Below are 24,062 nucleotides of genomic sequence, written 5' to 3'. Positions count from 1 at the left end.
TTCAGCGCGTCGCGGCTCTTCTTGAGCTTGGTGCCGGAGAAGCGCTCCTGCTCCTCGACCTTGAGCTCGCGCCGCAGCACCTTGTCGCGCGTCTTGGTGTTGCCCGTGATGAGGATCTTGTCGATCGTGACCTCGGGACCCTGGTCGATCTTGTAGGTGACGTCGACGACCTTCTTGTCCTGATCGATCTCGGTTTCGGGCTCGATGTTGACGAAGGCGTAGCCGACGTCGCCGTACTTGTCGGTGATCTTCAGGATGTCCTGACGGAGCTTGCTGGAGCGGAAGACGTCGCCGGTCGCCAGGTCGAGGTCCTTGCTCAGGCTGAGATCCTCGCGGACGTCGCCCTTGAAGCCGATCGCGCCGACCTTGAACTGGTCGCCCTCCGCGACCTTGATCGTGACGTAGAGGCCGTCCTCACGGCGCTCGACCTTGGGCTCGTCGACGCGCACCGTGATGTAGCCGTCGTCGTAGTAGAAGGCGGTGAGCCGCTCGGTGTCGGTCTTGAGAGCCTCGGCGTTGAGCACGCCGGCGCCGGTGAAGCGCGACAGGAGGTTCTCCTCGCTCGTCGTCATCACGCGCTTCAGCTTGCGGTCGCTGAAGGCGGTGTTGCCCTCGATCTCGATCTCCTGGATGCGGACGATCTTCCCCTCGTCGACCACGTAGGTGAGCGCGACCTCGTTCGCGGCTCCGGCGACGGGCTCGGTCTTCGGCGTGATCGCGGCGTCGAGGTAGCCCTTCTCTTCGTAGAGCTTCTTGGCGTCGGCGATGCCTCGGCGCATCTTCTCGGTGTCGAGGATGGTGTGGGGACGGATCTTGAGCGCCGCTTCGACGTCTTCGCTGCGGAGCTTCTTGGTGCCCTCGATCGCGACGCTCGTGATCTGCGGCCGCTCGCGGACGCGGTAGACGACGACGATGCCCTCGGCCTCGTCGAGGCGCTCGACGTCGACGGTCTCGAAGAAGCCCATCGCGTAGATGGCGCGCACGTCGGTGTCGATCGTGCCGCGCTCGAGCGCCTGGCCGGCTCGGGTCTGGATGTGGATGCGGATGGCCTCCTCGTCGACCCGGGCGTTGCCCTCGATGCGCACCGCCGCCACGCGGTCGTGGGCCGGGCGGGTCGCGGCCGCGGCCGTCGCCGGCCGCGCGCTCGCCGGCGCCGCGCCGGCGAGGACGCCGGCGCAGACGAGGGCCACCAGCCTCGGGATCATCGTCGGGCTCCCCATCCCCACCTCCGAAGCGTTGCGCATCGTCAGACGGCCGCCGCGCGCGGCGTGTCGCCCGCGATCCGGCCGGCGCGCAGCCTGAGCGTCCGGTCCATCGCGCCCGCGAGGCTCGCGCTGTGGGTGACGACGACGAGCGTGATGGCGTGCTCGCGGTTCAGCTCCAGCAGGAGGTTCTGCACGCCTTCGCCGGTGACCGGATCGAGGTTGCCCGTCGGCTCGTCCGCCAGGACGGCGCGGGGCTCCTGCACGAGGGCGCGGGCGACCGCCACGCGCTGTTGCTCGCCCCCGGAGAGCTCGCCCGGCTTGTGGTCGAGGCGCTCGGCGAGCCCGACCCGCTCGAGGAGCTCGGTCGCGCGCTTGCGGGCGGGCTCCGTGGCGGTGCCGGCGATCAGCGCGGGCATCATGACGTTCTCGAGGGCCGTGAAGTCGGGCAGCAGGTGATGGAACTGGAAGATGAAGCCGATCTCGCGGTTGCGGAAATGGGCGAGTTCGCGATCGCTCTTGCTCGTGAGGTTTTCACCGTCGAACCACACCTCGCCTCCCGTCGGTCGATCGAGCGTGCCCACGATGTGCAGCAGCGTACTCTTCCCCACCCCCGACTCTCCCACGATCGCGACTCGTTCTCCCTGCCCGATCTCCAGATCGAGACCGGAAAGCACCCGCACCACCCGCGGTCCGTCGACGTACTCCTTCGAAAGATTGCGGAGGGCGATCAATGGCGCCTACTCGTAGCGGATCACCTCCACGGGCGCCAGTCCCGCCGCCTGTCGCGCGGGGTAGATCGTGGCCAGCAGGCAGATGACGACGGAGACCAGGGCGACCGTCGCGAAGTTCTCGCCGTAGACTCGGACCGGCAGCGTCGAAACGTAGAAGACATCCTTCGGCAGCTCGACGAACTGGTAGTGCCGCAGCAGCCAGCAGCCCGCGTATCCGCCGACCACGCCGAGAAGCGTGCCCACGACGCCGATGATGAGTCCCTTCAACATGAAGATGCGGGCGATCGAGCGGTCGGTGGCGCCCATCGACTTGAGGATCGCGATGTCCTTCCGCTTCTCCATGACCACCATGATGAGGGTGGCGACGATGTTGAAGGCCGCGACCAGGACGATCAGCGTCAGCACGATGAAGTAGACGACCTTCTCGAGCCGGAAGGCGAGGAAGAGGTTGCGGTTCACCTCCATCCAGTCGCGGGCGCGGAACGGCGTACCGAGGGTCTGCTCCAGCCGGCGCGCCACCTGCTCGGCGCCGTAGAGGTCCGTCACCCGGATCTCGACACCGGTGATCGCGTCGCCGAGGCCGAAGAACTTCTGGGCGTCGGCGATGTCCATGTAGAGGAGGCCGGAGTCGTAGTCGTACATGCCGGAGTCGAAGGTGCCCGCGAGGACGAAGCGCTTCACCTTCGGGATCGGCCCGACCGGCGACGGCGTGCCGAGCGGCGACACGACGCTCACGGGGTCGCCGACCGCGAGCCCGAGCTGCTTCGCGAGCTCGCCGCCGAGGATCACGCCGGTGAGGGTCGTCGTGTCGACGCGGCCGTCCTTGTCGGCGTCTTTCTCGCCCTCGACCGGCACTTCGAAGGGGGCGCCGAGCCCGGCGAGCGAGCCGCTGGTGAGATGCGCCTTCAGGTCGACGACCGCCTCCTCCATGTCGGGCGGGACGCCGCGCACGACGACGCCCGAGACGCTCTGGCCGCTGCTCAGCATCACCTGGCTGTAGACGAGGGGCGCGGCCGCGGCGACGCCGGGGGTCTCCTTCACCTTGCGGACGATCTCGTCGGGGTGCGCGATGGTTCCGGCGTACGACACCAGCACGATGTGCGGGTTGAAGCCGAGGATGCGGTCGCGCAGATCCTCCTCGAAGCCGGTCATCACGGCGAGGACGATGTTGAGCGTCATCACGCCGATCATGACGCCGACGATCGAGATCACCGTGATGAGCGAGATGAACGCCTCGGAGCGTTTGGCGCGCAGGTAGCGCAGCCCGACCATCAGCTCGTAGCGCACGGGGGGCCCTGGGGGCGGCTCAGCGCCGCTCCGGGCGCATCTGCGGGAAGAGGATCACGTCGCGGATCGACGCCGAGTTGGTGAGCAGCATCGCGAGCCGGTCGATGCCGATGCCCTCGCCCGCGGTCGGCGGCATGCCGTGCTCGAGCGCCCGCACGTAGTCCTCGTCCATTGCGTGCGCCTCGTCGTCGCCGCCGCTCTTGGCCGTGAGCTGCATCTCGAAGCGGGCCCGCTGTTCCGCGGGGTCGTTCAGCTCCGAGAAGCCGTTGGCGAGCTCGCGCCCGGCCACGATGAGCTCGAAGCGGTCCACGAGCGTCGGGTCGGCGTCGTTGGAGCGCGCGAGCGGCGAAACCTCGACCGGATACGCCGTGACGAACGTCGGCTGGATCAGGCGGTGCTCGGCGGTCTTCTCGAAGATCTCGATCAGGACCTTGCCGTAGGGCGCGCCGTCGGGAAGCGGGATCCCGTGCTGCGCCGCGTAGGCGCGGAGCCTCGCCGGATCGTCGACGTCGGCGGCTGGGAGGCCGGTATGCCGGGCGACGGCCTCCTTCACCGTGAGGCGCGTCCACGGCGGCGTCAGGTCGATCATGTGCTCGCCCCAGGGGACGACGAGCCCACCGGCGACCTCGCGCGCGAGCTCGGCGAAGAGCTCCTCGGTGAGATCCATGAGGTCGGTGTACGTCGCGTAGGCCTGGTAGAACTCGAGCATCGTGAACTCCGGGTTGTGCTCCGTCGACATCCCTTCGTTCCGGAAGTTGCGGTTCAGCTCGAAGACGCGGTCGATGCCGCCCACGACCAGCCGCTTGAGATACAGCTCGGGCGCGATCCGCAGGTAGAGGTCGATGTCCAGCGTGTTGTGATGGGTCACGAACGGACGGGCGAGCGCGCCCCCCGCGATGGCCTGCATCATCGGCGTCTCGACCTCGAGGAAGCCGCGTGCGCCGAAGAAGCGGCGCAGCGCCTGGAGCAGGTGCGCGCGTTTGCGGAAGACCTCACGGCTCTCCGGGTTGGCGAGGAGGTCGAGGTAGCGTTGGCGGTAGCGGCGCTCGACGTCCTGGAGGCCGTGCCACTTCTCTGGCAGCGGCTGCAGCGCCTTCGCGAGGTAGCGTACGCGCTCGGCGGCGACCGTCAGCTCGTTCGTCCTGGTGCGGAAGAGGCGTCCCTCGACGCCGACGATGTCGCCGAGGTCGAGCTGCTGGAAGCGCGCCCATTGCTCGTCGCCGACGATCGCGCGCTGTGCGTGGATCTGCAGGCGCCCGCTGGCGTCCTGGAGGTGCGCGAAGGCGGCCTTTCCGAAGTCGCGGATCGCCATGAGGCGGCCGGCGAGCGCGACCGGCACCGGCGACGCTTCGAGCGTCGCGGCGGGCGTCGCGTTCCAGCGCGCCAGGAGGTCGCCGGCCTGGTCGCGCGGCGCGAAATCGTTCGGGTACGGCGCGCAGCCGAGGCGCACGAGCTCGGCGAGCTTCCTGCGTCGGACGAGGACTTGCTCGTGCTCCGCTTCCACCACGCTCGTATGCGGGGAATCGCCCGGAAAGACAAGCGAGGCGGCGCGCGATCGCCCTCATACAGTTGGCGATGCCTCGCTTGAAGGGCCATCCCCTTTACCCTATGAGGTCCGAGGCATGCTGACCGCGTCGTGGCGCCCGGCGCTGATCGCGCTCAATCTGCTCCTGCTGGCGACGATCGCGTTCTTCGCGGCGCGCGTGGTGAGCGCGATGATCGCCGCGCGGCTCGCCGCTCCACCGCCGCGCGCCGCCGCCGCGCCGCCGCCGCTCGCGCCGTCGGCGGCCGTCGAGCCGGAGTCGGCCTACGCGGTGATCGCCGAGCGCGACGTGTTCAACGCGGTGAAGCACCCCGGCGGTCCGGCGGCGCCGGGAGCGGCGTCGGAAGCGTTCAAGCGCACGGACTTGAACCTGAAGCTCTGGGGCACCGCGCTCGCCCACGATCCGGCGCGCTCCTACGCGATCATCGAGGATCAGGCCGCACGCCGCCAGGCGCTCTACCGGGTCGGCGACACCGTCCTCGAGGTGGCGACCCTCGTTCGCGTCGAGTGGGACCGCGTGATCCTCGGCCGCGACGGCGCGGAGGAGGTGCTGGAGATCTCGTCGGCGCGCGCGAGCGGTAAGGATGCATCCCCCGCCGGCGGGGCCCCCGCCGCGGCCGGCGAGCGGATCCGCAAGACCGCGGACAACAAGTTCCTGATCGACCGCCGCGAGCTCGAATCGACCGTCGCCAACATCAACGAGGTGTTCACCCAGGCGCGCGCGGTTCCCTTCTTCGAGAACGGCAAGACCGTGGGCTTCCGGGTCTTCGCGATCAAGCCCGGGTCGGTGTTCGAGAAGATCGGGCTGCAGAACGGCGACATCATCAACCGCGTGAACGGCGTCGAGCTCACCGATCCGACCAAGGCGATCACCCTCTTCACCGAGCTGCAGAACGAAGGGCACATCGCGGTCGACCTGCAACGCAACAAGCAGGCGAAGAACTTCTCCTACGAAATTCGCTGACCCGTCCCGGCGGGGCGAGAGGTGGTGACAGTGGCAGTACGGGGAGCACCGAGATTCGTGAGCCGATGCATCACGGCGGTGGTCGTCGTGGCGCTCGGCGCGGGGGGCGCGCGCGCCGAGGGCGAGGCGCCCGCGGCGGGGCGGACGCCGGGCGCCGTGGAGGCGTCTCCGGCGGCGGGTCCCGCGGTCGTCGAGAGCGACGGCGAGCGCTACATCACGATGGACTTCCAGGACGTCGACATTGCCGTCCTCGTCAAGTTCATCGGCGAGATCACCGGCAAGAACTTCGTCATGGACGAGCGCGTCCAGGGCAAGGTGACCGTGGTGTCGCCGACCCGCATCACGCCCGAGGAGGCGTACCAGGTCTTCCAGGCCGTCCTGCAGGTGAAGGGGTTCACGACGGTGCCGAGCGGCGCCGCCGTTCGCATCATCCCGACCAAGGAAGCCAAGGCGACGAGCCTTCGCACCGTCGACGGCGGCGCGCCCTCGCCCGCCGAAGAGTACGTGACGCGCCTCGTTCCGCTCAGGCAGGTCGACGTCGGCGACCTGATCGGCGTGATCCAGCCGATGGTGTCGCCCGACGGGCTCGTCACCGGCTACCCGCAGACGAACGCACTCATCATCGTCGACTCCGCCGCCAACGTGGAGCGGCTCTCGAAGCTGGTGGCGGAGCTCGACGTGGCGAGCTCGCGCCGGCAAACCGCGATCCTGAACCTGCGCCACGCCGCGGCGGCCGAGCTCGCCGAGACGATCCAGGCGGCGCTCGAGGATCGCTCGACGCCGGGCGCGCCCGCGCAGCCCGGGAAGCCGGCGCCGGCCGGCGGCGCGCATCTGCGGGCGTTCAAGATCACGCCCGACGATCGGACGAACACGCTCATCGTGAACGCCCCGCCCGAGCAGATGCAGGCGATCCGGGCGATGGTCGAGCGTCTCGACGTGCCGCTTCCGCCCGGCAGCGGCAAGGTGCACGTGTACTATCTGAAGTACGCCAACTCCGAGGACCTCCTGCCGGTGCTCCTCGACGTGACCGGCGCCGCCGGCGGCGCGACCGCCGCCCGCACCCGCCAGCCGAACCAGCCCGGGCAGGCCGGCAGCGCGCGCAACCGGCGGACGAACGGCAGCAGCCTCCGGCGCTCGTCGCAGAACCGTCAGCAACAGCTGCGCCAGCAGGCCGGGCAGCCGGGGGGGCAACAACCGCCATCGGCGATCGACTTCGCCGGCGACGTCCGCATCACCGCCGATCCGGCGACCAATTCGTTGATCGTCGCCGCCGTACCCGAGGATTTCGAAATCCTGCGCGGCGTGATCGAAAAGCTCGACATCCGTCGCCGCCAGGTCTACGTCGAGGCGATCATCCTCGAGGTGACGCTCGACCGCATCCGCCAGCTCGGCATCGAGCTCCAGGGCGGCGTCGGCCTGCCGAACGGCATCGGCGTCGGGCGCACCAACCTCGGCAACATCAACAACGTGCTCAGCAACCCGGGGAGCCTCCCGGGGCTCATCCTCGCGGCGGTCTCCGAGCAGACCGTCACCCTGCCCGACGGCACCAAGGTGCCGGCGCAGGCGGCACTCCTGCGCGCGCTCGACAACGCGAACGACGTCAACATCCTCTCGGCTCCGAACATCCTCACCACGGACAACGAGGAGGCCGAGATCGTCGTCGGCCAGAACGTCCCCTTCGTGGCGAGCCGCGCGACGAGCGAGACGAACCTCGACAACACGTTCGCCACGATCGAGCGGGAGGACGTCGGCATCACGCTCCGGCTCACGCCGCAGATCTCCGAAGGCGCGATGGTGCGGCTCGCGCTCTTCGAGGAGGTGTCGGCGATCGTGCCGAACCCCATCCTCGACGCCAACGAGGTCGGCCCGACGACGACGGTGCGGAGCGCCAGCACGACGATCAACGTGCGCGACGGCCAGACGATCGTGATCGGCGGCCTCATCTCCGACGCGATCAACGAGCGTGAGAGCAAGGTGCCCTACCTCGCGGAGATTCCCGTCCTCGGCAACCTCTTCAAGAACACGGAGCGGAACAAGAGCAAGATCAACCTGCTCATCTTCCTCACCCCGCACATCATCAAGAACGAGCAGGACGCGGCCGACGTCTCGGTCGCCGAGCGCGACCGTTTCCGGAACCTGATGGACTCCGCGGGCGCGCCGCGCCGGCGTCCCGATCCGCTCGACATGCCGTCGTTCAACCTTCCCGAGGAGCGCGAGGTGCCGGCGGGAGACCCCGGCGCTTCGGTGGCGACGACCGGCGCCACGGCGGCTCCGGGGCCGCTCGAGACGTCGTCGATCACGGTCGATCGCCGCGCCGACGGCGCCGCGATCGTCATCGACGTCGGCGGGCCGCCGACGAAGATCACGCACTACACGCTCTCGGAGCCGGGGCGGATCGTGATCGACGTGTACGGCGACAGCCGCAAGCGCGCCAAGGTCGAGTTCATGAAGGTGATGGATCCGCTGGTGCGGCGCCTGCGGGTCGCCCACCACGACGGCCGGATGCGGCTCGTGATCGATCTCACGACCGACGTGCCGCCGGCCTATGACCTCACGGATCAGGGTGGTACGTTGACGCTCTCGCTCGGCGCCGCCCGCCCGGAGGCGACGGCGACCGACCACGAGGAGCGCTGATCGGCATGGCCACTTCCGCACGCACGTCGTCGGCGGCTCGCACCCCGGAGGGTGTCGCGGCGTCCGACGGCCCCGAGGCCGGGGCGCGCGCGCGGGCCGCCGCGTTCGACCTGCCGTTCGCGGCCCGGGTCGCAGCGGGCGAGGTCGATCCCGAGCTGCTGACGTCGTTGCCGATGCAGTTCGCGCGCAAGCACCTCGTCCTGCCGCTCAAGCGCGAGTCCGACGGGGTCGTCGTCGCCGTCGGCGACCCGCGCGCGCTCGGCCCGCTCGACGACCTGCGCGTCCTCTACGGGGCGGCGATCCGGCCGGTGGTGGTGCCGGCCGACGCGCTCACCGACGCGCTCAACCGGGCCTACGATCTCGCGTCGGGTTCGGCCGCCGATCTCATGGGCAATCTCGAGGAGGAGCGCCTCGATCTGATCGCGACCGAACTCGAGGAGCCGCGCGATCTGCTCGAGGCGAGCGACGAGGCGCCCATCATCCGTCTCGTGAACTCGCTCCTCTTCCAGGCCGTCAAGGACCGCGCCAGCGACATCCACATCGAGCCGTTCGAGCGCGCGCTCACGGTCCGCTTCCGGATCGACGGCATCCTCTACGACGTCATCTCGCCGCCGAAGCGCTTCCAGCCGGTCATCATCTCGCGTGTGAAGGTCATGGCGGGACTCGACATCGCCGAGAAGCGCCTGCCGCAGGACGGCCGGATCCGGACCAAGGTCGCGGGCAAGGACATCGACGTCCGGGTCTCGGTCATCCCGACCGCCTACGGCGAGCGCGTGGTGCTCCGCCTCCTCGATCGGGCCGCGACGCTTCTCGGACTGGAGGAGCTCGGGCTCACCGGGCGGAACCTGGCGCTCGTGGAGCGGCTGATCCGGCAGAGCCACGGCATCGTGCTCGTCACGGGTCCGACCGGCAGCGGCAAGACGACCACGCTCTACGCCGCGCTCTCCACCATCAACTCGACCGAGCGCAACATCATCACCATCGAGGATCCGATCGAGTACCAGCTCCAGGGCGTCGGCCAGATGCAGGTGAACCCGAAGATCGATCTCACCTTCGCGAACGGCCTCCGGTCGATCCTGCGGCAGGACCCGGACGTCATCATGGTCGGCGAGATCCGGGACGGCGAGACCGCCGAGATCGCCATCCAGGCGGCGCTCACCGGCCACCTCGTCTTCTCGACGCTCCACACCAACGACTCGGCGAGCGCGGTGACGCGCCTCGTGGAGATGGGGACGGAGCCGTTCCTGGTGTCGTCGTCGGTGCTGGCGGTGATGGCGCAGCGCCTGCTCCGGCGCGTGTGCGACCAGTGCCGCCGCGTGCTGCGGCCGAGCGCCGAGCTCCTCGCCGAGGTGGGCATCACGTCCGAGCAGGCGAGCGGCCGAACCCTCTACGCCGGCGGCGCCGGCTGCGAGGCGTGCAAGCAGACCGGGTATCGCGGCCGGACCGGCATCCACGAGCTCCTGGTGGTCGACGACGAGATCCGCGGCCTCATCATGAAGAACGCCGACGCGAGCGCGATCCGCCGGACGGCGGTCGCGGCCGGCATGGTCACGCTGCGCGAGGACGGGGCGTCCAAGATCCTCGCCGGCGAGACCACGATCGAGGAAGTGCTGCGGGTCACGCAAGACGACTTGCTGTGAGGCCGCGTCCGGCGCTCGACTGATGCCGCTCTACGCCTATCGCGGGCTCGACGCCGGCGGCCGCGCCGTCGGCGGCGTCGTCGACGCGGACAGTCCGCGCGGCGCCCGCCTGAAGCTGCGCCGGACGGGGGTCTTCCCGACCGACCTGCGCGAGGAGCGGCGCGCGGGCGCGACGATGCGCTTCGTGACGCGCCGGCCCGAGCGCGTGCCGGCGGCGGAGCTCGCGGCGATCACGCGCCAGTTCAGCACCCTCGTCGCCGCCGGTCTGCCCCTCGTCGAGGCGCTCGGGGCGCTCGGCGAGCAGGCCGAGCGGCCCGTCCTGGCGCGCACCCTCGCGCAGGTCCGGCAGGAGGTGACGGAAGGCCGCTCGCTCGCCGACGCGCTCGCGCAGCACCCCCGGCTCTTCGCGTCGCTGTACGTCAACATGGTGCGGGCCGGCGAGGCGAGCGGCGCTCTCCACGTCGTACTGGAGCGGCTCGCGGACTACACGGAGAACCAGGCGCGCCTGCTCGGCAAGGTGCGGAGCGCCCTCACCTATCCGGCCATCATGCTGGCGTTGAGCGCGACCATCCTCTTCTTCCTCCTGGCGTACGTCGTGCCCAAGGTGACGCGCATCTTCCAGGAGACCCACCAGCAACTGCCGCTCCCGACCCGCTTCCTTCTCGGCGTGTCGGACTTCGTGGCCCAGTGGTGGTGGCTGCTCCTCGCGCTCGCGGCGGCGGCGGTGCTCGGCGTGTCGCGCTGGGCGCGCACGCCTGCGGGTCGCGACCGTGTGGACCGGCTGATGCTCGCCGTCCCGTACTTCGGGCGCCTCACCCAGAAGCTCGCCGTGGCGCGCTTCGCGCGCACGCTCGCGACCCTGCTCGCGAGCGGCATCCCGCTCCTTCCCGCCCTCGAGATCGTGAAGAGCATCGTCGACAACACGGTGCTGACCCGCGCCATCGAGCGCGCGCGCGACGCCATCCGGGAGGGCCAGAGCATCGCGCCGCCGCTCCGCGAGAGCGGGCTCTTCCCGCCGCTCGTCGTCCACATGGCGGCGGTCGGCGAGCGGAGCGGCGAGCTCGAGGGAATGCTCGCGAAGGCCGCCGACACCTACGACGGGGAGGTCGAGAACGCGGTCGGAGCGCTCACGACGATCCTCGAGCCGATCATCATCGTCTTCATGGGCGGCGTCGTGCTGTTCATCGTGCTCGCGATCCTGCTGCCCATTTTCGAGCTGAACCGCATCGTGAAGTGACGGAGCGCGCGCGGCCCGCGACGGGCGGGCGCGAGTTGCGGGCCGGCGGACGTTCGTTTAAGGAGTCCGCCGCATGAAGACCAAGACCTCGTCGCGTTCCGCGAAGAAGAAGCCCGCCCGTCCGACGTCCAAGACCGCCCGCGCGAGCGCCGGCAAGAAGACGGCCCCGAAGACGACGCCCAAGAAGGCGACCGCAGCGCGGCCGGCGAAAGCGGCCGCGTCCGCGAAGACCGCCGCCGCGAAGTATCGTCAGAGCGGCGCGCCGTGGTGGAAGCAGTTCATCTAGGGGGCGCCGGCGCGGCGCCGGGTAGGTTCTCAGGGCGATTCTCGCGCGGCGGAGCGATCGGTGGCAGCAGCCTGCGGGCGGGTCGGGGACGGGCCCTACGGTCGCGGAGTCGCTGACACCCAGCGCGTAAGGCCCGCCGGCGCTTCTCCGCTCTGCGGTCAAGCGAGCTGCCGCTCCCCGGGCCCGTCCCCGACCCGCCCGCCTGCTGCATCTTTTCAATCCTCAGGACCCCGTCGATCCGTCGCGACGTGCGCCCTGCGATGCGCGACGAGTCCGCGCGCCGCGTCCGCCGAGCCTCGTGTGAGTCGAGTCGCCGGCGCGCCGTCGATCGTCCGCGCTGCAATGCATCGCCGGCGGGTGGGTCCGGGCGTGCTTCGGGGAGCCGCACCTCGCGTCGTGCGCAAGCCAGGGGGGCACCGGCGGGCCGTACGCGCCCGGTGGCAGGATCCCGGCGACCGTAGAAGCACGCCCGGACCCGCTCGCCGGCGACACCGCACGAAGACCGATCGCGACAGACCGGGACTCCGGTGCACGATCGGACTGAGAGACTATCCGGCGCCTACCTACGTTGAGGCGCCGTTGTCTCCTTGGTATCGTCCGCGCACGATGCGGGCGATGCGACGCGCGGGACACGCCGGGTTCACGCTGATCGAGATCATGGTCGTGGTGTTCATCCTCGGCCTGCTCGTGACCCTGGTGGCGCCGCGCATCGTCGGACGGACGGACGAGGCCCGCAGGGTGAAGGCCGTCGCCGACGTGAAGAAGATCGAGGAAGCGCTCCACCTCTACAAGCTCGACAACGGCAACTACCCGACGACGGATCAGGGACTCCAGGCCCTGGTCACGCGGCCGGAGACGGGCAACGTTCCGCGCCGCTGGAACCCGGACGGCTACCTGGAAGCGGTCCCCGTGGATCCCTGGGGCAGTCCCTACGCGTTCCTCAGCGACGGCGACACCTACACCATCAAGTCCTACGGAGCGGACGGCTCGGAAGGCGGTGAAGGGAAGTATGCCGACATCGACAGCCGCACTCAGCTCTGAGCGGCGGCGCTTCGAACGGCACGCGTCTTCCGGCTTCACCCTGCTCGAGCTCGCCGTCGTTCTCCTGATCCTCGGGATCGCCGCGAGCTTCCTGGCGCCGCGCCTGCGCGACCCCGAGGGCGCCGCCCTCGCGGCGAGCGCCGAGCGCCTCGCCACGACCGCCCGCTACCTGTACGACGAGGCGGCGTATCAGCGGCTGCCGATGCGTCTGAACCTCGACCTCGACCACCAGAGCTACTTCGTGACGGTGCTCGGGGGCGAGCCCGACGCGCCCGAGTTCGTGCCCATCGACTCCCCGCTCGCCCGCCCGGTGGTGCTTCCCGACAGCGTGGCGTTCCGGGACGTGGTGCTGCCCGCGGTCGGGCTCGTGACCGAGGGCGTCGTCTTCGCGCAATTCTCGCCCGAAGGCTGGGCCGATCCGCTGGTCGTGCACCTGCGCGGCCGCTCGGGAGGAGAGGCGACCATGGCGATCGAGCCACTCACGGGACGGACCCGGGTGGCCGACCGCTACGTCGTGCTCGACGCCGCCCGCGGCGCGGGAGATCGCCGCGACTCCGACGACCGCCGCGGCGGCGCGAATGGCCGGGGCGGCGGCATGGCCTCCTCGCGGCGGCACGGTGATGCGGCGCGCTGAAGGCGCGCGCGCCCGGCGGAGGGCGGCGCGAGGCTTCACGCTGCTCGAGGTGTTGGTCGCGGTCGCGGTGCTCGGCCTCGCGCTCGTGAGCCTCCTCGGCCTCCACGTCCGCAACATCGATCTCATCGCGCGCGACGCTCGCGTCACCGAAGCGACGCTCCTGGCGCGCGGGCTCATGGCGGAGGTGGACGCGGGTCCGTTCCCCGACCTCGGCCTCACCGAGGGCGACTTCGAGGACGCCTATCCGGAGCGCTATCCGGATCTACGGTGGGAGCGCGAGGTGGTGACGACGCCGATTCCCGACGTCCGCGAGGTGCGCGTCCGCGTCTTCCGGGGCGAGGAGGAGTCCGGGGACGACGTCAGCCTGACCTACTGGGTGCGGCGGCGATGAGGCGCGGACGCGGCGGCTTCACGCTGATCGAGATCATGCTCGCGCTCGGGATCTTCGGGCTCGTGGCCGTGACGCTCTACGGGACGTTCTCGCGGACGCTGCGCTCGAAGGCGCTGGCCGAGGAGCGCGCCGGGGTGACGCGGGTCGGGCGGGCGGCTGTCGGGCGCATGGCGGACGAGATCGCGTCGGCCTACTACCCGCGGAACCTCCCGGGAACCGCGATCTTCCGGGTGCTGCCGGGCGGGAGCGACGAGGCGCCGCTCGACTCCCTGGTGTTCACGGCGCTCTCGGCGCGTCCGGCCGGGCTCGACGGGCGCGCCACCGACCAGCGGATGCTCGCCTACTTCTTCGCGCGGGATCGGAGCGGGCTCCGCCGCGAGCGGCGGACGGGAGCCTCGGTGTCGGGCGAGAAGGTGACGACCGACGGCGGCGGCGGGCGGAGCGGCGGCGTCGATCTTCTCGCGGACGATGCCGACGACTTCTTCGCGGCGTTCGGCCCGACGCCCGTGCCGCCGCTCGGCGCCATGCCGCGTCGCCTGCTCCGGCGCGAGGCGACCATGCTCGATCGCCGCGCGCTCGACGCGGCGCGCGCGACCGTGTTCGTGGAGAACGTCGCGAGCCTCGCCTTCCAGTTCTACGACGGCCACGACTGGTTCGACGTCTGGGACTCCGAGGAGGCGAACGCGCGCCTGCCGCGGGCGGTGCGCGTGGACCTCGCCCTCTACGACGCGGCCGGCGCGATCCACCACTTCACGACCGCCGTCGATCTGCCGCTCGCCGATCGCATCGTGTCGGGTGGGGCCGCGGCGGCAGGCCGGTCCGGGAAGCCGCCGAGCGGTGGAACCGGGAAGCCGGGAGCGCGGGTGGAGGGCGGTCGATGAAGCGGCCGGGGCGACGCAGCGGCGGCGGCGACTCCGGGATCGCGCTGCTCGTGGTGCTGCTCACGATCACGCTGCTCACGATCGTGGTGATCGAGCTGACCGACAAGGCGCAGGTCGAAACCCACCTGGCGCTCGGCGCGCGGAACGCGCTCCAGGCGACGTATCTCGCCCGCTCCGGCGTGAACGTCGGCGAGGCGCTGGTGAGCGTCGACGCCATGATCACGCCGGGCCGCGATGCCCTCGACGACTTCTGGGCGCGGCCCTATCCGCCCCTGCCGATCGGCGATGGCACCGCGACCTTCCGCGTGTACGACGAGACGCGCTTCCTCAACATCAACGACCTCGTCGGGGCGAATCCCGAGGAACGCTTCGGCCGCTTCCGGCGTCTGTTCACCGTCCTCGGCATCGACCTCCGGGTGCTGGCGGCGATCCGTGATTGGCTGGACGGCGACCATGAGCCGTATCCGTCGCCCCCGGGGGCCGAGCAACCGTACTACCTTGGCCTCCGGCCGCCCGTGATCGTGCGGAACGGTCCGGTCGCCACCCTGCGCGAGCTCCTCATGGTCAAGGACGTCACGCCGACGGTGTTCGCCCGCCTCGAGGGTTTCGTGACCGCGCTCCCGGCCGGCAGCACGAAGGTGAACCTCAATACCGCGCCGCCCGAGGTGCTCTACACGCTCTCGCAGGATCTCCTCGCCGACCGGGGCGTCGTCGAGCGGTTGATCGCGAGCCGCGGGATCGAGCCGTTCTCCACCGTGTCGGAGGCGTGCGCCAACGTGACCGGGCTCGAGCTGGCGATCCCGCGCTGCAAGCAGGGCGACCTGATCACCACCAACGGCTCCTATTTCCGCATCGTGGGCGTCGGCGAGGTCGGTCAGGTCCGCCGTGGGATCACCGAGGTCGTGAAGCGCGAGGGGAAGCGCGTGACGCGCGTCACCTGGACACCGAGCAACGCCAACCTCGCCTTGACATCCCTACCCCCATCCGATTTCCTCGCGACGTTGCCGGTCTTCGGCGACCGCTGATCGATGCCCAATCACACGCTCGCTCTCGACGTCGGCTCGCACACGTTGCGCGCGGCCCTGGTGGAGCGGACGCTGCGGTCGCAGCGGGTGCTCGGCCTCTACGCGCAGCCGCGCGCCGCCGGCGGAGATCTCGCGGCCGACCTGCGGGCGCTCGCGGCGCAGCACGGCATCGCGTGGGACGAGGTGGTGTCGGCGTTGCCGGGCGAGCTCGTCACCCATCGCATCCTGGAGCTGCCGTTCCACGACCGCAAGCGCCTCGAACAGACCGTGCCCTTCGAGCTCGAATCGCACCTGCCCTTCGAGCTCGAAGAGACCGTCGTCGATTTCCAGGTCCTCGGGACGGAGACCGATGGGACGAGCCGCGTGCTCGCCGTCTCGGCGCCGAAGGCCGCGGTCCGGGAGCACCTCGCGATGCTGGCGGGTGCCGGCGTCGATCCGCGACTCGTGGATCTCGCGAGCCTCGCCGCGTTGAACGTGGTGCGCGCGGCGGCCGCGGCGCGCGGCGGCCGCCTCGCGTACGTCGGGATGGACGCCGGGCGGACGACGGTCGCGCTCCTCGCCGACGGTCGGCTGCTCGGGTTTCGGGTCGTGAGCCGCGCAGTGGCCGACCCCGCCGGACTCGACGCCTGCCTGCGGGAGGTGCGCTGGACGCTCCTGGCGCTCGCCGACGACGAGCCGCTGGCGGCGCTCTGGGTCGGCGGCGATGCGGTCGAGACCCCGGGGGCCGTCGCCGCCCTCGGGCGCGCGCTCGGGACGACGCCCCAGGCGCTCGACGCCGTCGCGCTTGCCGCGGTTCCGGCCGGCCTGCGGGGCAAGCAGGCCGCCTTCGCTACGCCGCTCGGACTGGCCCTGCGTCAGACCGGCGACGCGTCGCTCTTCGGCATCGACCTCCGGCGCGGCGAGTTCGCCTACCATCGGGAACGCGAGGCGCTCTGGCGCGGGCTTGCGCGCGCGGGGGTGCTGGCGGTCGTGGCGGTCGCGTTGATGATCGCGAGCTTCGCGCTCGACGCCCGGCAGCTGGCGGCGCGGCGCGACGCCGTCCGGGGCGAGATCCGCGCCATCTTCACGGCGGCCATTCCCGGCGCCCGCACGATCGTCAACGAGAAGGCGCAGCTCCAGACCGAGATCGCGGCGCTCGAGAAGGAGCGCCGGCTCTTCGGGGGCCTCGCGCCGTCCGCGCCGCGAGCGATCGATTGCCTGCGGGCGCTCACCGAGGCCGTACCCGACGACGTGCCGCTCGACATCGAGGAGCTCTCGCTCGACGGCGGGACGCTCCGGCTGCGCGGCTCGACGAGGACCTACGAGGGCGTCGAGGCCGTGAAGCGCGGTCTCGCGTCCCGTCCGGAGTTTCGCAACGTGGAAGCCAAGGACGTCCGCGCGTCGGTCGACGGTCAGCAAGTGGACTTCCGCCTGAGCCTCGACGTCGGGGGGGAGCCGGCGACGTGAACGTGCTCGGAGATTTCCTGCAGCGCCTCGCCGCGCTGATCGAGCGGCTCTCCCCGCGCGAGCGCGTGCTGCTCGGGGTGGGCGTCGCGGCCGGGCTCGTGGTCGGGGTGTGGGCGCTCGCCGGCTTCCTCGCGGAGCGCCGCGCCACGCTCCAGGCGCAGATCGCCGCGAGCGAGCGCGACGTGGTCGAGATGGCGCGACTCCGCGACCGCTACCTCCATCTGCGCACCGAGCGCGACGTCGTGCGGCGAAAGCTGGAGCACGGCGGCGCCGACTTCTCGCTCTTCTCGCACCTCGAAGCGGTGACGCGCGACACCCTGAGCCGGGACCGCGTCGCCGCCATGAATCCGTCGACGCGGACCCTGGCCGAGGATCTCCAGGAAGAGGACGTCGAGATGCGGCTCTCCGGCGTGTCGCTACGGGAGCTCGTCGACCTGCTCTACGACGTGGAGAAGAGCGACCTGCCGCTGCTCGTGAGCCGGCTCCAGATGAAGAAGCGCTTCGACCAACCGTTCGTCTACGACGCCGTCCTCGTGGTCGGACGCCTGCGGCCGATCACGAGGACGGCAGCCCCGTGACGACCGGCGCGACCGCGACGGGCCGCTCCGCGGATCCGAGGGACCGCCTCCGGGCCCTGCTCGCCGCCGTGGGCGGGAGCACGCCGTCGCGGCGGCGGGCGTGGCTCGGCTACGGCCTCTACACGCTGGCGCTCTTCCTCGTCTGCTTCCTCGCGACCTTTCCGCACGACCTGCTCCTGCGGCGCGTCCTCTCGGAGGCGACGGCCGGGACGCCCGTGCGCGTCGAGGCGGGGCGCGGGAGCCTCGGGTGGAATCTCACCTACGCGATCGACGGGCTCCGGATTCGGGCCAGGGGCGAGGCCGAGGGCGAGCCCTTTCTGGCCGCCGAGGCGCTCCGCGTCTCGCCCTCGCGTCTCGGTCTCCTGCGCGGCACGCCCTACCCGATCGGCATCGACGCGACCCTCTACGGCGGGCGGCTGCAGGGGACGATCGATCCGCGCCCCGAGCGTCTACGCGTGGACGCGAATCTCTCCGGCGTCGACCTCGGGCGCTACGCGGGGCTCGGGCCCTGGCTCGAGGGCGGAGTGCGCGGCCGCCTCGAGGGCGCGGTCGCGCTCGACGGCGGCGGTCGCGGGCTCGCCGCCGCCGCGGGGAGCGTGGAGCTCCGGATCGCCGGGCTCACGCTCGAAGGCGCGAAGGTGCGCGGCATCACCGTCCCGGATCTGCACTTCAGCGACGTGCACGTGAAGGGGACCGTCAAGAACGGACGCCTGGAGCTCGGGGACATCGCGGCCGACGGGCAGGAGATCACGCTCCAGGGCGAGGGCGGCGTGCTTCTCCGCGAGCCCCTCGGGACGAGCCCGATGAGCCTCGACCTCACCATCACGCCGACGGCCGCCGCGCCGGACGGACTGAAGCTCGCGATCAACATGCTGCCGGGCGCGAAAGCCGAGGGCGGCGCCCGCCGCATCACGCTGGTCGGGACGGTCGGCCGGCCCTCGCCGCGCTAGTGAAGCGGGGGGCCCGACGGCGCGCGTCGGGCCCCTCGTCGATCGGCCGGAACGCGCGCGATCAGTGGCCGCTGCCGATGAGCTCGGCGATGGTGAACTGGTCCTCGGTGGTGCCCGCCTTGTCGCCGTGGTGCCAGTACCAACCAGGCTCACCCGGGAAGCGATGGCTCGGGAGCGCGGCCTTGGTGGCGTGCTCGAGCTGGATGTCGACCATGACGGCCGCCGAGGGGAACGGCGTGTCCTCGTCGTACTTCACGGGGCAGCCCGGGAAGGCTTCTTTCCGCCACGAGAAGTTGTTGACCCAGATCTTCCAGAGCTCGCCGGCGCGGTCGTACATGTCGCTGTACGGCACCGCGTAGACGTCCTGGTCGATGTAGAGGACGCGCTTCGAGAAGGCGTACTGGGGCAGCTTGGAGACGCCCTCGACGATGTAGACGTTGCGCTTCTCCCATTTGTCGTCGAACGCGAAGTCCGCGGCGCCGTCGGCCCACTTCACGGGGAAGTGCTCGCTGTGGAAGGCCGCGAGCACCTCCTTCTCGCCGAGGAACTTCCAGTCCATCCAGGCGAGCGCGCCGGCGTAGCCGCCGTAGCTGTCCTGGTCGGTGTCCTGCCCGAAGAGCGCGTCGGAGCGCTGCGCGGTGGAAAGACGGCGCACGCGGCGGAGCGACGGCAGATAGAGCCAGCTGTCGTCCTGCTTTTCCGGGGCGGTGTAGCGGTAATAGGTGAACCCGACGCCCTTCAGATCGAACGGCTCGATCAACGGGTGGAGGGTCTCCTTGTACTCGTAGCCCTCGGTGTTCGGGATCTCGGGCTTCGGGTCGACGTACAAGCGGCCGACATAGAAGAGGCGGCGGAAATGGTCGACCAGGAAGTGGCGCTCGACCTGCAAGGGACGCTCGAGCGAGATCGGACCGGTGTCGGCGTCGAAGTTCCGCAGATCGAGGTCGTCGAAGGCGATCGCGTAGCGGAAGTTCTGCATGATCTTCATCGCCACCTGGGGATCCTTGGTGTCGATGCGCGGGAACGGCCGGCCCGCGACCCAGCCCTCGAGCTTGAGCCCGTCGGCGCTGAGCTTCACCTGGGGCGAGTACTTCTCGGTGGCTTCGACGAAGGCCTTGCGGAGCGTGATCTTCTGGGTCTCCGCGATCGTCATGGGCCAGCCGTGCTTCAACAGCCAGTACATCGCCGGCGAGACCATGTCCTTGGCCTTGTCGGCGTTGGCGATGGTGATCTTGTCGCCGACCTGGACCTGGGCGTCGGCAATCCCGCTCGTCGCGAGCAGGGCGCAGAATGCCGCTCCGACGATGCGTGTCGCGTTTCGCTGCATGGAATCCTCCCCTTGGGTGGTTCGTTGACCGACCGTCGATAGCCCACGGCCGATCCGGACGCAATCGACCGTGGGCGCCGCGCGTAGTATTTGGCATGCGTGACGCAGCTCGTCGTAGGGACGGTTCAGTTCGGCGTCGTCGGGTACGTCGGCGGCGGACCGTCGCGCCGGACGCGATAGAGCACCATCGCGGAGTCCGCGAGGATCTCTTCGAGCTTCGGATCCGTGGCCGCGAGATCGAGGAACGCTCCGTGATCCCGGTCGCTCAGCACGTAGGCGCAGGGCAGCTGGTCGGCGAAGACCTCCGACGGCCGCGCGACCCGCCCGAGCGAGGCATCGACCCATGCCCAGTACGCATCGCGGAAGCGGCCGTGCAGGTAGGTCGGGTCGAGGCCGATCAGGTAGGTGCTCTCGACGTTGTAGAAATAGAGCCACGGGAAGTCGTCCCAGTCGGTCGTACACAGCATGGCGCCCGGCGGTGCCGCGCGGGCGACGTGCTCGGCCGCGGGCGCGAAGCGGTCGTAGGGCGTCTTGCGCGCACGCCGCGCGAGCATGGAGCCGATGCCGACGACGTTCGCGGCCATGACGGCGACGAGCAGCGCCGTCAGCAGGCGGCGACGCGGCGGTGTCCACGCGGCCACCACGCCGCTGCCGGCGAGCGCCGCGAAGAAGGTCGCGGTCGGCGCGAAGTATTCGACGAAGCGCTGCGACCGCATCGTGAGCGCGAAGAAGGCCACGGCGACGAGGCCCGCGGCGACGGCGCGGGGCTCGCCGCGCCAGCGGCCTTCGCCGAGGGCCGCGACGCCGAACGCCGTGAAGGTGATCGCGGCGCCGGCGTTGGCGAAGAGGCCGGCGGGGTCGTAGGGGGCCCACTCCTTGCCCACCCGCAGCGCATCCTTCGCCACCAGCTTGTCCCCCATGTGATGCCACATGAAGGTCAGATACTCGGGGAAGTACGGGTTCACGACGAGCCCGACGGCGAAGCCGACGGCGGCCGCCGCCACGATGCCCGGCCGGAGGCGGCGCTCGGTCGCGAGCTCGGCGACGACCACGGCCGCGACCGGGACCATGAGAAGCGGGAAGCCGTCGTAGAGCCACGCGTAGACGCAGGCGAGCGCGGCGAGCGCCGCGTGGCGGTGGGTGGTCGCGCAATGGAACCCGAGGAAGAGGCAGACGAGCGAGAGAGCCTGCACGCGCGTCATGCTGAGGCGGAACAGGAGATCGGCCGACGAGGCGCCGAGTGCCAGCACCGCGAGCCCGAGCGCTCGCGCGCCGGCGCGGCGCAGCGCCCACGCGAACGCGACGACCATCGCGAACGCGCCCGCGACCGCGGCGATCTTGCCGCCGATGCGGAGGTCGCCGAGCGTGAAGGGCGTGAGCAGCACGTGGTACAGGAGGTGGTGGTCGGCGTAGCGATCGGGCGCCAGGATCGTGAGGGGCAGCCACGGGAAGTCCGGCGGGAAGCCGCGGACGCCCGCGTGACGCATCACCTCGGCGTACTTGACGTGGAAGTACGAGTCGTTGCCGACGAGGTTCGGGGTCGCAAGCTGCAGGCCGACCAGCACCACGAGCGCCCCCGCCAACGCCCTCCATGGCATGGCGCTTCGCTCGGTCGTCGACATGCGCGGGCCGCGGATCGGCGAATCAGTGGATGATGTCGCCCAGGCGTTCCCAGCGGACCCACCGGTCCTGGCCGTCCCACGACCAGTAGATGACGAACGCCTTGCCGCGGACGTCGTCGAGCGGGACGAAGCCCCAGAAGCGGCTGTCGTAGCTGCGGTCGCGGTTGTCGCCCATCACGAAGACCTGATCGTCCGGCACCGTGACGGGGCCGAAGTTGTCGCGCGGCGTGAGGCGGCTGCCCTCTCCCGGACCCTCGACGAACTGGCCCCAGGGATCCGGGATCTTCTCGCCGTTGATGTAGACCTGCTTGTGGCGCACCTCGACCGTGTCGCCCGGCTGGCCGATCACCCGTTTGATGAAGTCCTTGCTCGGATCGACCGGGTAGACGAACACGATCACGTCGCCGCGGCGCGGATCCTGGAACTTCACGACCCGCTTCCCGAGGATCGGCAGGCGGATTCCGTAGCGCAGCTTGTTGACGAGGATGTGATCGCCGATCTGCAGCGTTTCGAGCATCGATCCCGAGGGAATCTTGAACGCCTGGACCAGGAACGTACGGATGAAGAGCGCCAGCAGGAACGCGACCGCGAGCGCTTCGGCGTACTCGCGGACCGTCGACTTCGGCTTCGCCGCCGCTCGGGGCACCGGCCGCGCGTTCTCGCCCTCGGCCTCGCCGGTGACACCGGTACGGCTCTTCGTCACGCGCGGCATGATAGGGGAACGACGCGGAGGCCGCCAGCCGGGAGCGGCACCTACTCTCCGACCTTCAAGACGGCGAGGAAGGCTTCCTGCGGGATTTCGACCCGGCCGACCTGCTTCATGCGGCGCTTGCCCTCCTTCTGGCGCTCGAGGAGCTTCCGTTTGCGGGTGATGTCGCCGCCGTAGCACTTGGCGGTCACGTTCTTGCGGAGCGCCTTCACGGTCTCGCGGGCGATCACCTTGCTGCCGATGGCGGCCTGGATGATCACCTCGAACATCTGCCGCGGCACGAGCTCGCGCATCTTCTGGGTGAGCTCGCGCCCGCGGTAGTAGGCGCGCTCGCTGTGCAGGATCACGGACAGGGCGTCCACGAGCTCGCCGTTGATGCGGACGTCGAGCTTCACGAGGCTCGACGCGCGGAAATCGAGGGGCTCGTAGTCGAGCGAGGCGTAGCCCCGACTCGCCGACTTCAAGCGGTCGTAGAAGTCGAGGACGATCTCGTTCAGCGGCAGCTCGTAGACCAGGAGCGCGCGCTTCTCGCCGGCGAAGCGGAGCTCGCGCTGACGGCCGCGCTTCTCCTCGCAGAGCGCGATCACGTTCCCGAGGTGCTCGGTCGGGACGTGGATGTGGGCGAGGATGAACGGCTCGTCCATGCTCGCGATCTCGCCCTCGGGCGGCAGCTTCGCGGGGCTGTCGACGATCAGGGTCCGGCCGTCGGTCGTGTGGACGTGGTAGGCCACGGTCGGCGCGGTCGTGATGAGCGTCAGGCCGAACTCGCGCTCCAGGCGCTCCTGGACGATCTCCATGTGGAGGAGCCCGAGGAAGCCGCAGCGGAAGCCGAAGCCGAGCGCGATCGAGTTCTCGGCCTCGTAGCTGAGCGAGGAGTCGTTGAGCTTGAGCTTCTCGATCGCGTCGCGGAGCGCGCCGTACTGGTGCGACTCGGCCGGATAGAGCCCGGCGAAGACCATCGGCTGGACCGCCTTGAAGCCCGGTCGGGGCGCCGCGGCCGGGCGATCGGCCTCGGTCAGCGTGTCGCCCACCTGCGTGTCGGCGACCTCCTTGATCCCCGCCATCACGACGCCGACCTCGCCCGGCCCGAGCGCGTCGACGTCTGCGAGGGCGGGCTTCAGGATGCCGACGCGGTTCACCTCGGCTTCCTTGCCGGTTGCCATGAGGCGGATGCGCGTTCCCGGGCGGACCGTGCCCGCGAACACGCGCACCAGCATCACCGCCCCGTGGTACGGATCGAACCAGCTGTCGAACAGGAGCGCCTCGAGCGGCGCCGCCGGGTCGCCCTTGGGCGGCGGGATGACGCGCACGACCGCTTCGAGCACCTCCTGGGTTCCCTGCCCCGATTTCGCGCTCGCCAGCACCGCGTCCGAGGCGTCGAGTCCGATCACGTCCTCGATCTCGCGCCGCACGCGATCCGGCTCGGCGGCCGGCAGGTCGATCTTGTTGAGGACCGGCACGATCGCGAGATCGTTGTCGAGAGCCAGGTACACGTTGGCCACGGTCTGCGCCTCGACGCCCTGGGCGGCGTCGACCACCAGGATCGCGCCTTCGCACGCCGCGAGACTCCGCGACACCTCGTAGGAGAAATCGACGTGTCCGGGGGTGTCGATCAGGTTCAGCTGGTAGGTGAGCCCGTCCTTCGCCTCGTACATGAGCCGGACGGCGCGGGCCTTGATCGTGATGCCGCGCTCGCGCTCCAGGTCCATGTCGTCGAGCAGCTGGGCCTCCATCTCGCGCTTGGAGACGGTGTGGGTGTGCTCCAGGAGCCGGTCGGCCAGCGTCGACTTGCCGTGGTCGATGTGGGCGATGATCGAGAAGTTGCGGATGAGACGGGGATCCTGCACCGGGCGGAATTTTGCACGGATCGACGCGCTGCGCGAGCGGCATGCCGGTTGCTCATTCGTTCGCGACCCGGGTTCGCGTGCGGG

21 protein-coding genes are annotated in these 24,062 nt (G+C 70.4%); 13 read left to right on the top strand and 8 right to left on the bottom strand.

The window, feature by feature from the left end; translation table 11 throughout:
- The 4 genes from bamA to lysS all read right to left on the bottom strand — a co-directional run.
- A partial coding sequence (bamA, locus tag IT293_15610) for an outer membrane protein assembly factor BamA (protein MCC6766084.1) occupies nt 1-1,205 on the bottom strand: 1,205 nt, incomplete at its 3' end.
- Between the two features lie 41 nt (nt 1,206-1,246).
- Nucleotides 1,247-1,936, bottom strand: a complete 690-nt coding sequence (locus tag IT293_15605; protein MCC6766083.1) for an ABC transporter ATP-binding protein — start codon at nt 1,934-1,936, stop codon at nt 1,247-1,249.
- A 6-nt stretch (nt 1,937-1,942) separates the two neighbouring features.
- Nucleotides 1,943-3,223, bottom strand: coding sequence for a lipoprotein-releasing ABC transporter permease subunit (locus IT293_15600; protein ID MCC6766082.1), 1,281 nt, complete (start codon nt 3,221-3,223; stop codon nt 1,943-1,945).
- A 19-nt stretch (nt 3,224-3,242) separates the two neighbouring features.
- Nucleotides 3,243-4,727 carry a lysine--tRNA ligase gene (gene lysS, locus IT293_15595; GenBank protein MCC6766081.1) on the bottom strand — a complete coding sequence of 495 codons (1,485 nt, stop codon included), beginning with the start codon at nt 4,725-4,727 and terminating at the stop codon, nt 3,243-3,245.
- A 118-nt stretch (nt 4,728-4,845) separates the two neighbouring features.
- Here lysS and gspC point away from each other — a divergent pair, with 118 nt between their 5' ends.
- The 13 genes from gspC (at nt 4,846) to gspN (ending at nt 18,473) form a co-directional block, all read left to right on the top strand.
- Nucleotides 4,846-5,730 (top strand): type II secretion system protein GspC, encoded by an 885-nt coding sequence (gene gspC, locus IT293_15590; protein ID MCC6766080.1) that lies wholly within the window; start codon nt 4,846-4,848, stop codon nt 5,728-5,730.
- 57 nt (nt 5,731-5,787) lie between these two features.
- Nucleotides 5,788-8,364, top strand: a complete 2,577-nt coding sequence (gene gspD, locus IT293_15585; GenBank protein MCC6766079.1) for a type II secretion system secretin GspD — start codon at nt 5,788-5,790, stop codon at nt 8,362-8,364.
- A gap of 5 nt (nt 8,365-8,369) precedes the next feature.
- Nucleotides 8,370-10,004 (top strand): type II secretion system ATPase GspE, encoded by a 1,635-nt coding sequence (gspE, locus tag IT293_15580; GenBank protein ID MCC6766078.1) that lies wholly within the window; start codon nt 8,370-8,372, stop codon nt 10,002-10,004.
- Between the two features lie 22 nt (nt 10,005-10,026).
- Nucleotides 10,027-11,241 carry a type II secretion system inner membrane protein GspF gene (gene gspF, locus IT293_15575; GenBank protein ID MCC6766077.1) on the top strand — a complete coding sequence of 405 codons (1,215 nt, stop codon included), beginning with the start codon at nt 10,027-10,029 and terminating at the stop codon, nt 11,239-11,241.
- Between the two features lie 73 nt (nt 11,242-11,314).
- Entirely contained in the window at nt 11,315-11,527 is a 213-nt protein-coding gene (locus IT293_15570) for a hypothetical protein (protein MCC6766076.1), read from the top strand.
- A 606-nt stretch (nt 11,528-12,133) separates the two neighbouring features.
- On the top strand, nt 12,134-12,568 hold the full coding sequence (gene gspG, locus IT293_15565) for a type II secretion system major pseudopilin GspG (GenBank protein ID MCC6766075.1): 435 nt from the start codon (nt 12,134-12,136) through the stop codon (nt 12,566-12,568).
- Nucleotides 12,537-13,202: a prepilin-type N-terminal cleavage/methylation domain-containing protein gene (locus tag IT293_15560; GenBank protein ID MCC6766074.1), complete on the top strand. Its 666-nt coding sequence runs from the start codon at nt 12,537-12,539 to the stop codon at nt 13,200-13,202. The genes gspG and IT293_15560 overlap by 32 nt, the downstream gene beginning before the upstream one ends.
- Nucleotides 13,147-13,593 carry a prepilin-type N-terminal cleavage/methylation domain-containing protein gene (locus IT293_15555; protein MCC6766073.1) on the top strand — a complete coding sequence of 149 codons (447 nt, stop codon included), beginning with the start codon at nt 13,147-13,149 and terminating at the stop codon, nt 13,591-13,593. The genes IT293_15560 and IT293_15555 overlap by 56 nt, the downstream gene beginning before the upstream one ends.
- On the top strand, nt 13,590-14,474 hold the full coding sequence (locus IT293_15550) for a prepilin-type N-terminal cleavage/methylation domain-containing protein (protein MCC6766072.1): 885 nt from the start codon (nt 13,590-13,592) through the stop codon (nt 14,472-14,474). Before IT293_15555 ends, IT293_15550 begins: the two co-directional genes overlap by 4 nt.
- The gene (gspK, locus tag IT293_15545) at nt 14,471-15,499 is read left to right on the top strand and encodes a type II secretion system minor pseudopilin GspK (GenBank protein MCC6766071.1); all 1,029 of its coding nucleotides are present in this window, start codon (nt 14,471-14,473) and stop codon (nt 15,497-15,499) included. The genes IT293_15550 and gspK overlap by 4 nt, the downstream gene beginning before the upstream one ends.
- Nucleotides 15,500-15,502: 3 nt before the next feature.
- On the top strand, nt 15,503-16,945 hold the full coding sequence (gene pilM / locus IT293_15540) for a pilus assembly protein PilM (protein ID MCC6766070.1): 1,443 nt from the start codon (nt 15,503-15,505) through the stop codon (nt 16,943-16,945).
- Entirely contained in the window at nt 16,942-17,523 is a 582-nt protein-coding gene (locus IT293_15535) for a hypothetical protein (protein MCC6766069.1), read from the top strand. The genes pilM and IT293_15535 overlap by 4 nt, the downstream gene beginning before the upstream one ends.
- Nucleotides 17,520-18,473 (top strand): type II secretion system protein GspN, encoded by a 954-nt coding sequence (gspN, locus tag IT293_15530; protein ID MCC6766068.1) that lies wholly within the window; start codon nt 17,520-17,522, stop codon nt 18,471-18,473. Before IT293_15535 ends, gspN begins: the two co-directional genes overlap by 4 nt.
- 61 nt (nt 18,474-18,534) lie before the next feature.
- Here gspN and IT293_15525 read toward each other — a convergent pair whose 3' ends face one another.
- From IT293_15525 to lepA, 4 genes are all read right to left on the bottom strand, one after another.
- Nucleotides 18,535-19,800, bottom strand: coding sequence for a DUF1329 domain-containing protein (locus IT293_15525; protein MCC6766067.1), 1,266 nt, complete (start codon nt 19,798-19,800; stop codon nt 18,535-18,537).
- Nucleotides 19,801-19,925: 125 nt separating this feature from the next.
- Entirely contained in the window at nt 19,926-21,422 is a 1,497-nt protein-coding gene (locus IT293_15520) for a hypothetical protein (GenBank protein MCC6766066.1), read from the bottom strand.
- A gap of 22 nt (nt 21,423-21,444) precedes the next feature.
- Nucleotides 21,445-22,134, bottom strand: a complete 690-nt coding sequence (lepB, locus tag IT293_15515) for a signal peptidase I (GenBank protein ID MCC6766065.1) — start codon at nt 22,132-22,134, stop codon at nt 21,445-21,447.
- A gap of 41 nt (nt 22,135-22,175) precedes the next feature.
- Nucleotides 22,176-23,978, bottom strand: coding sequence for an elongation factor 4 (gene lepA, locus IT293_15510; protein ID MCC6766064.1), 1,803 nt, complete (start codon nt 23,976-23,978; stop codon nt 22,176-22,178).
- Nucleotides 23,979-24,062 lie beyond the last annotated feature (84 nt).

It is taken from the genome of Deltaproteobacteria bacterium, assembly GCA_020848745.1.
In the GTDB taxonomy this organism is placed as follows: domain Bacteria; phylum Desulfobacterota; class Binatia; order UTPRO1; family UTPRO1; genus UTPRO1.
Note: the sequence above shows the minus strand (reverse complement) of the source record. Positions and strands in the feature narration are given on the sequence as shown.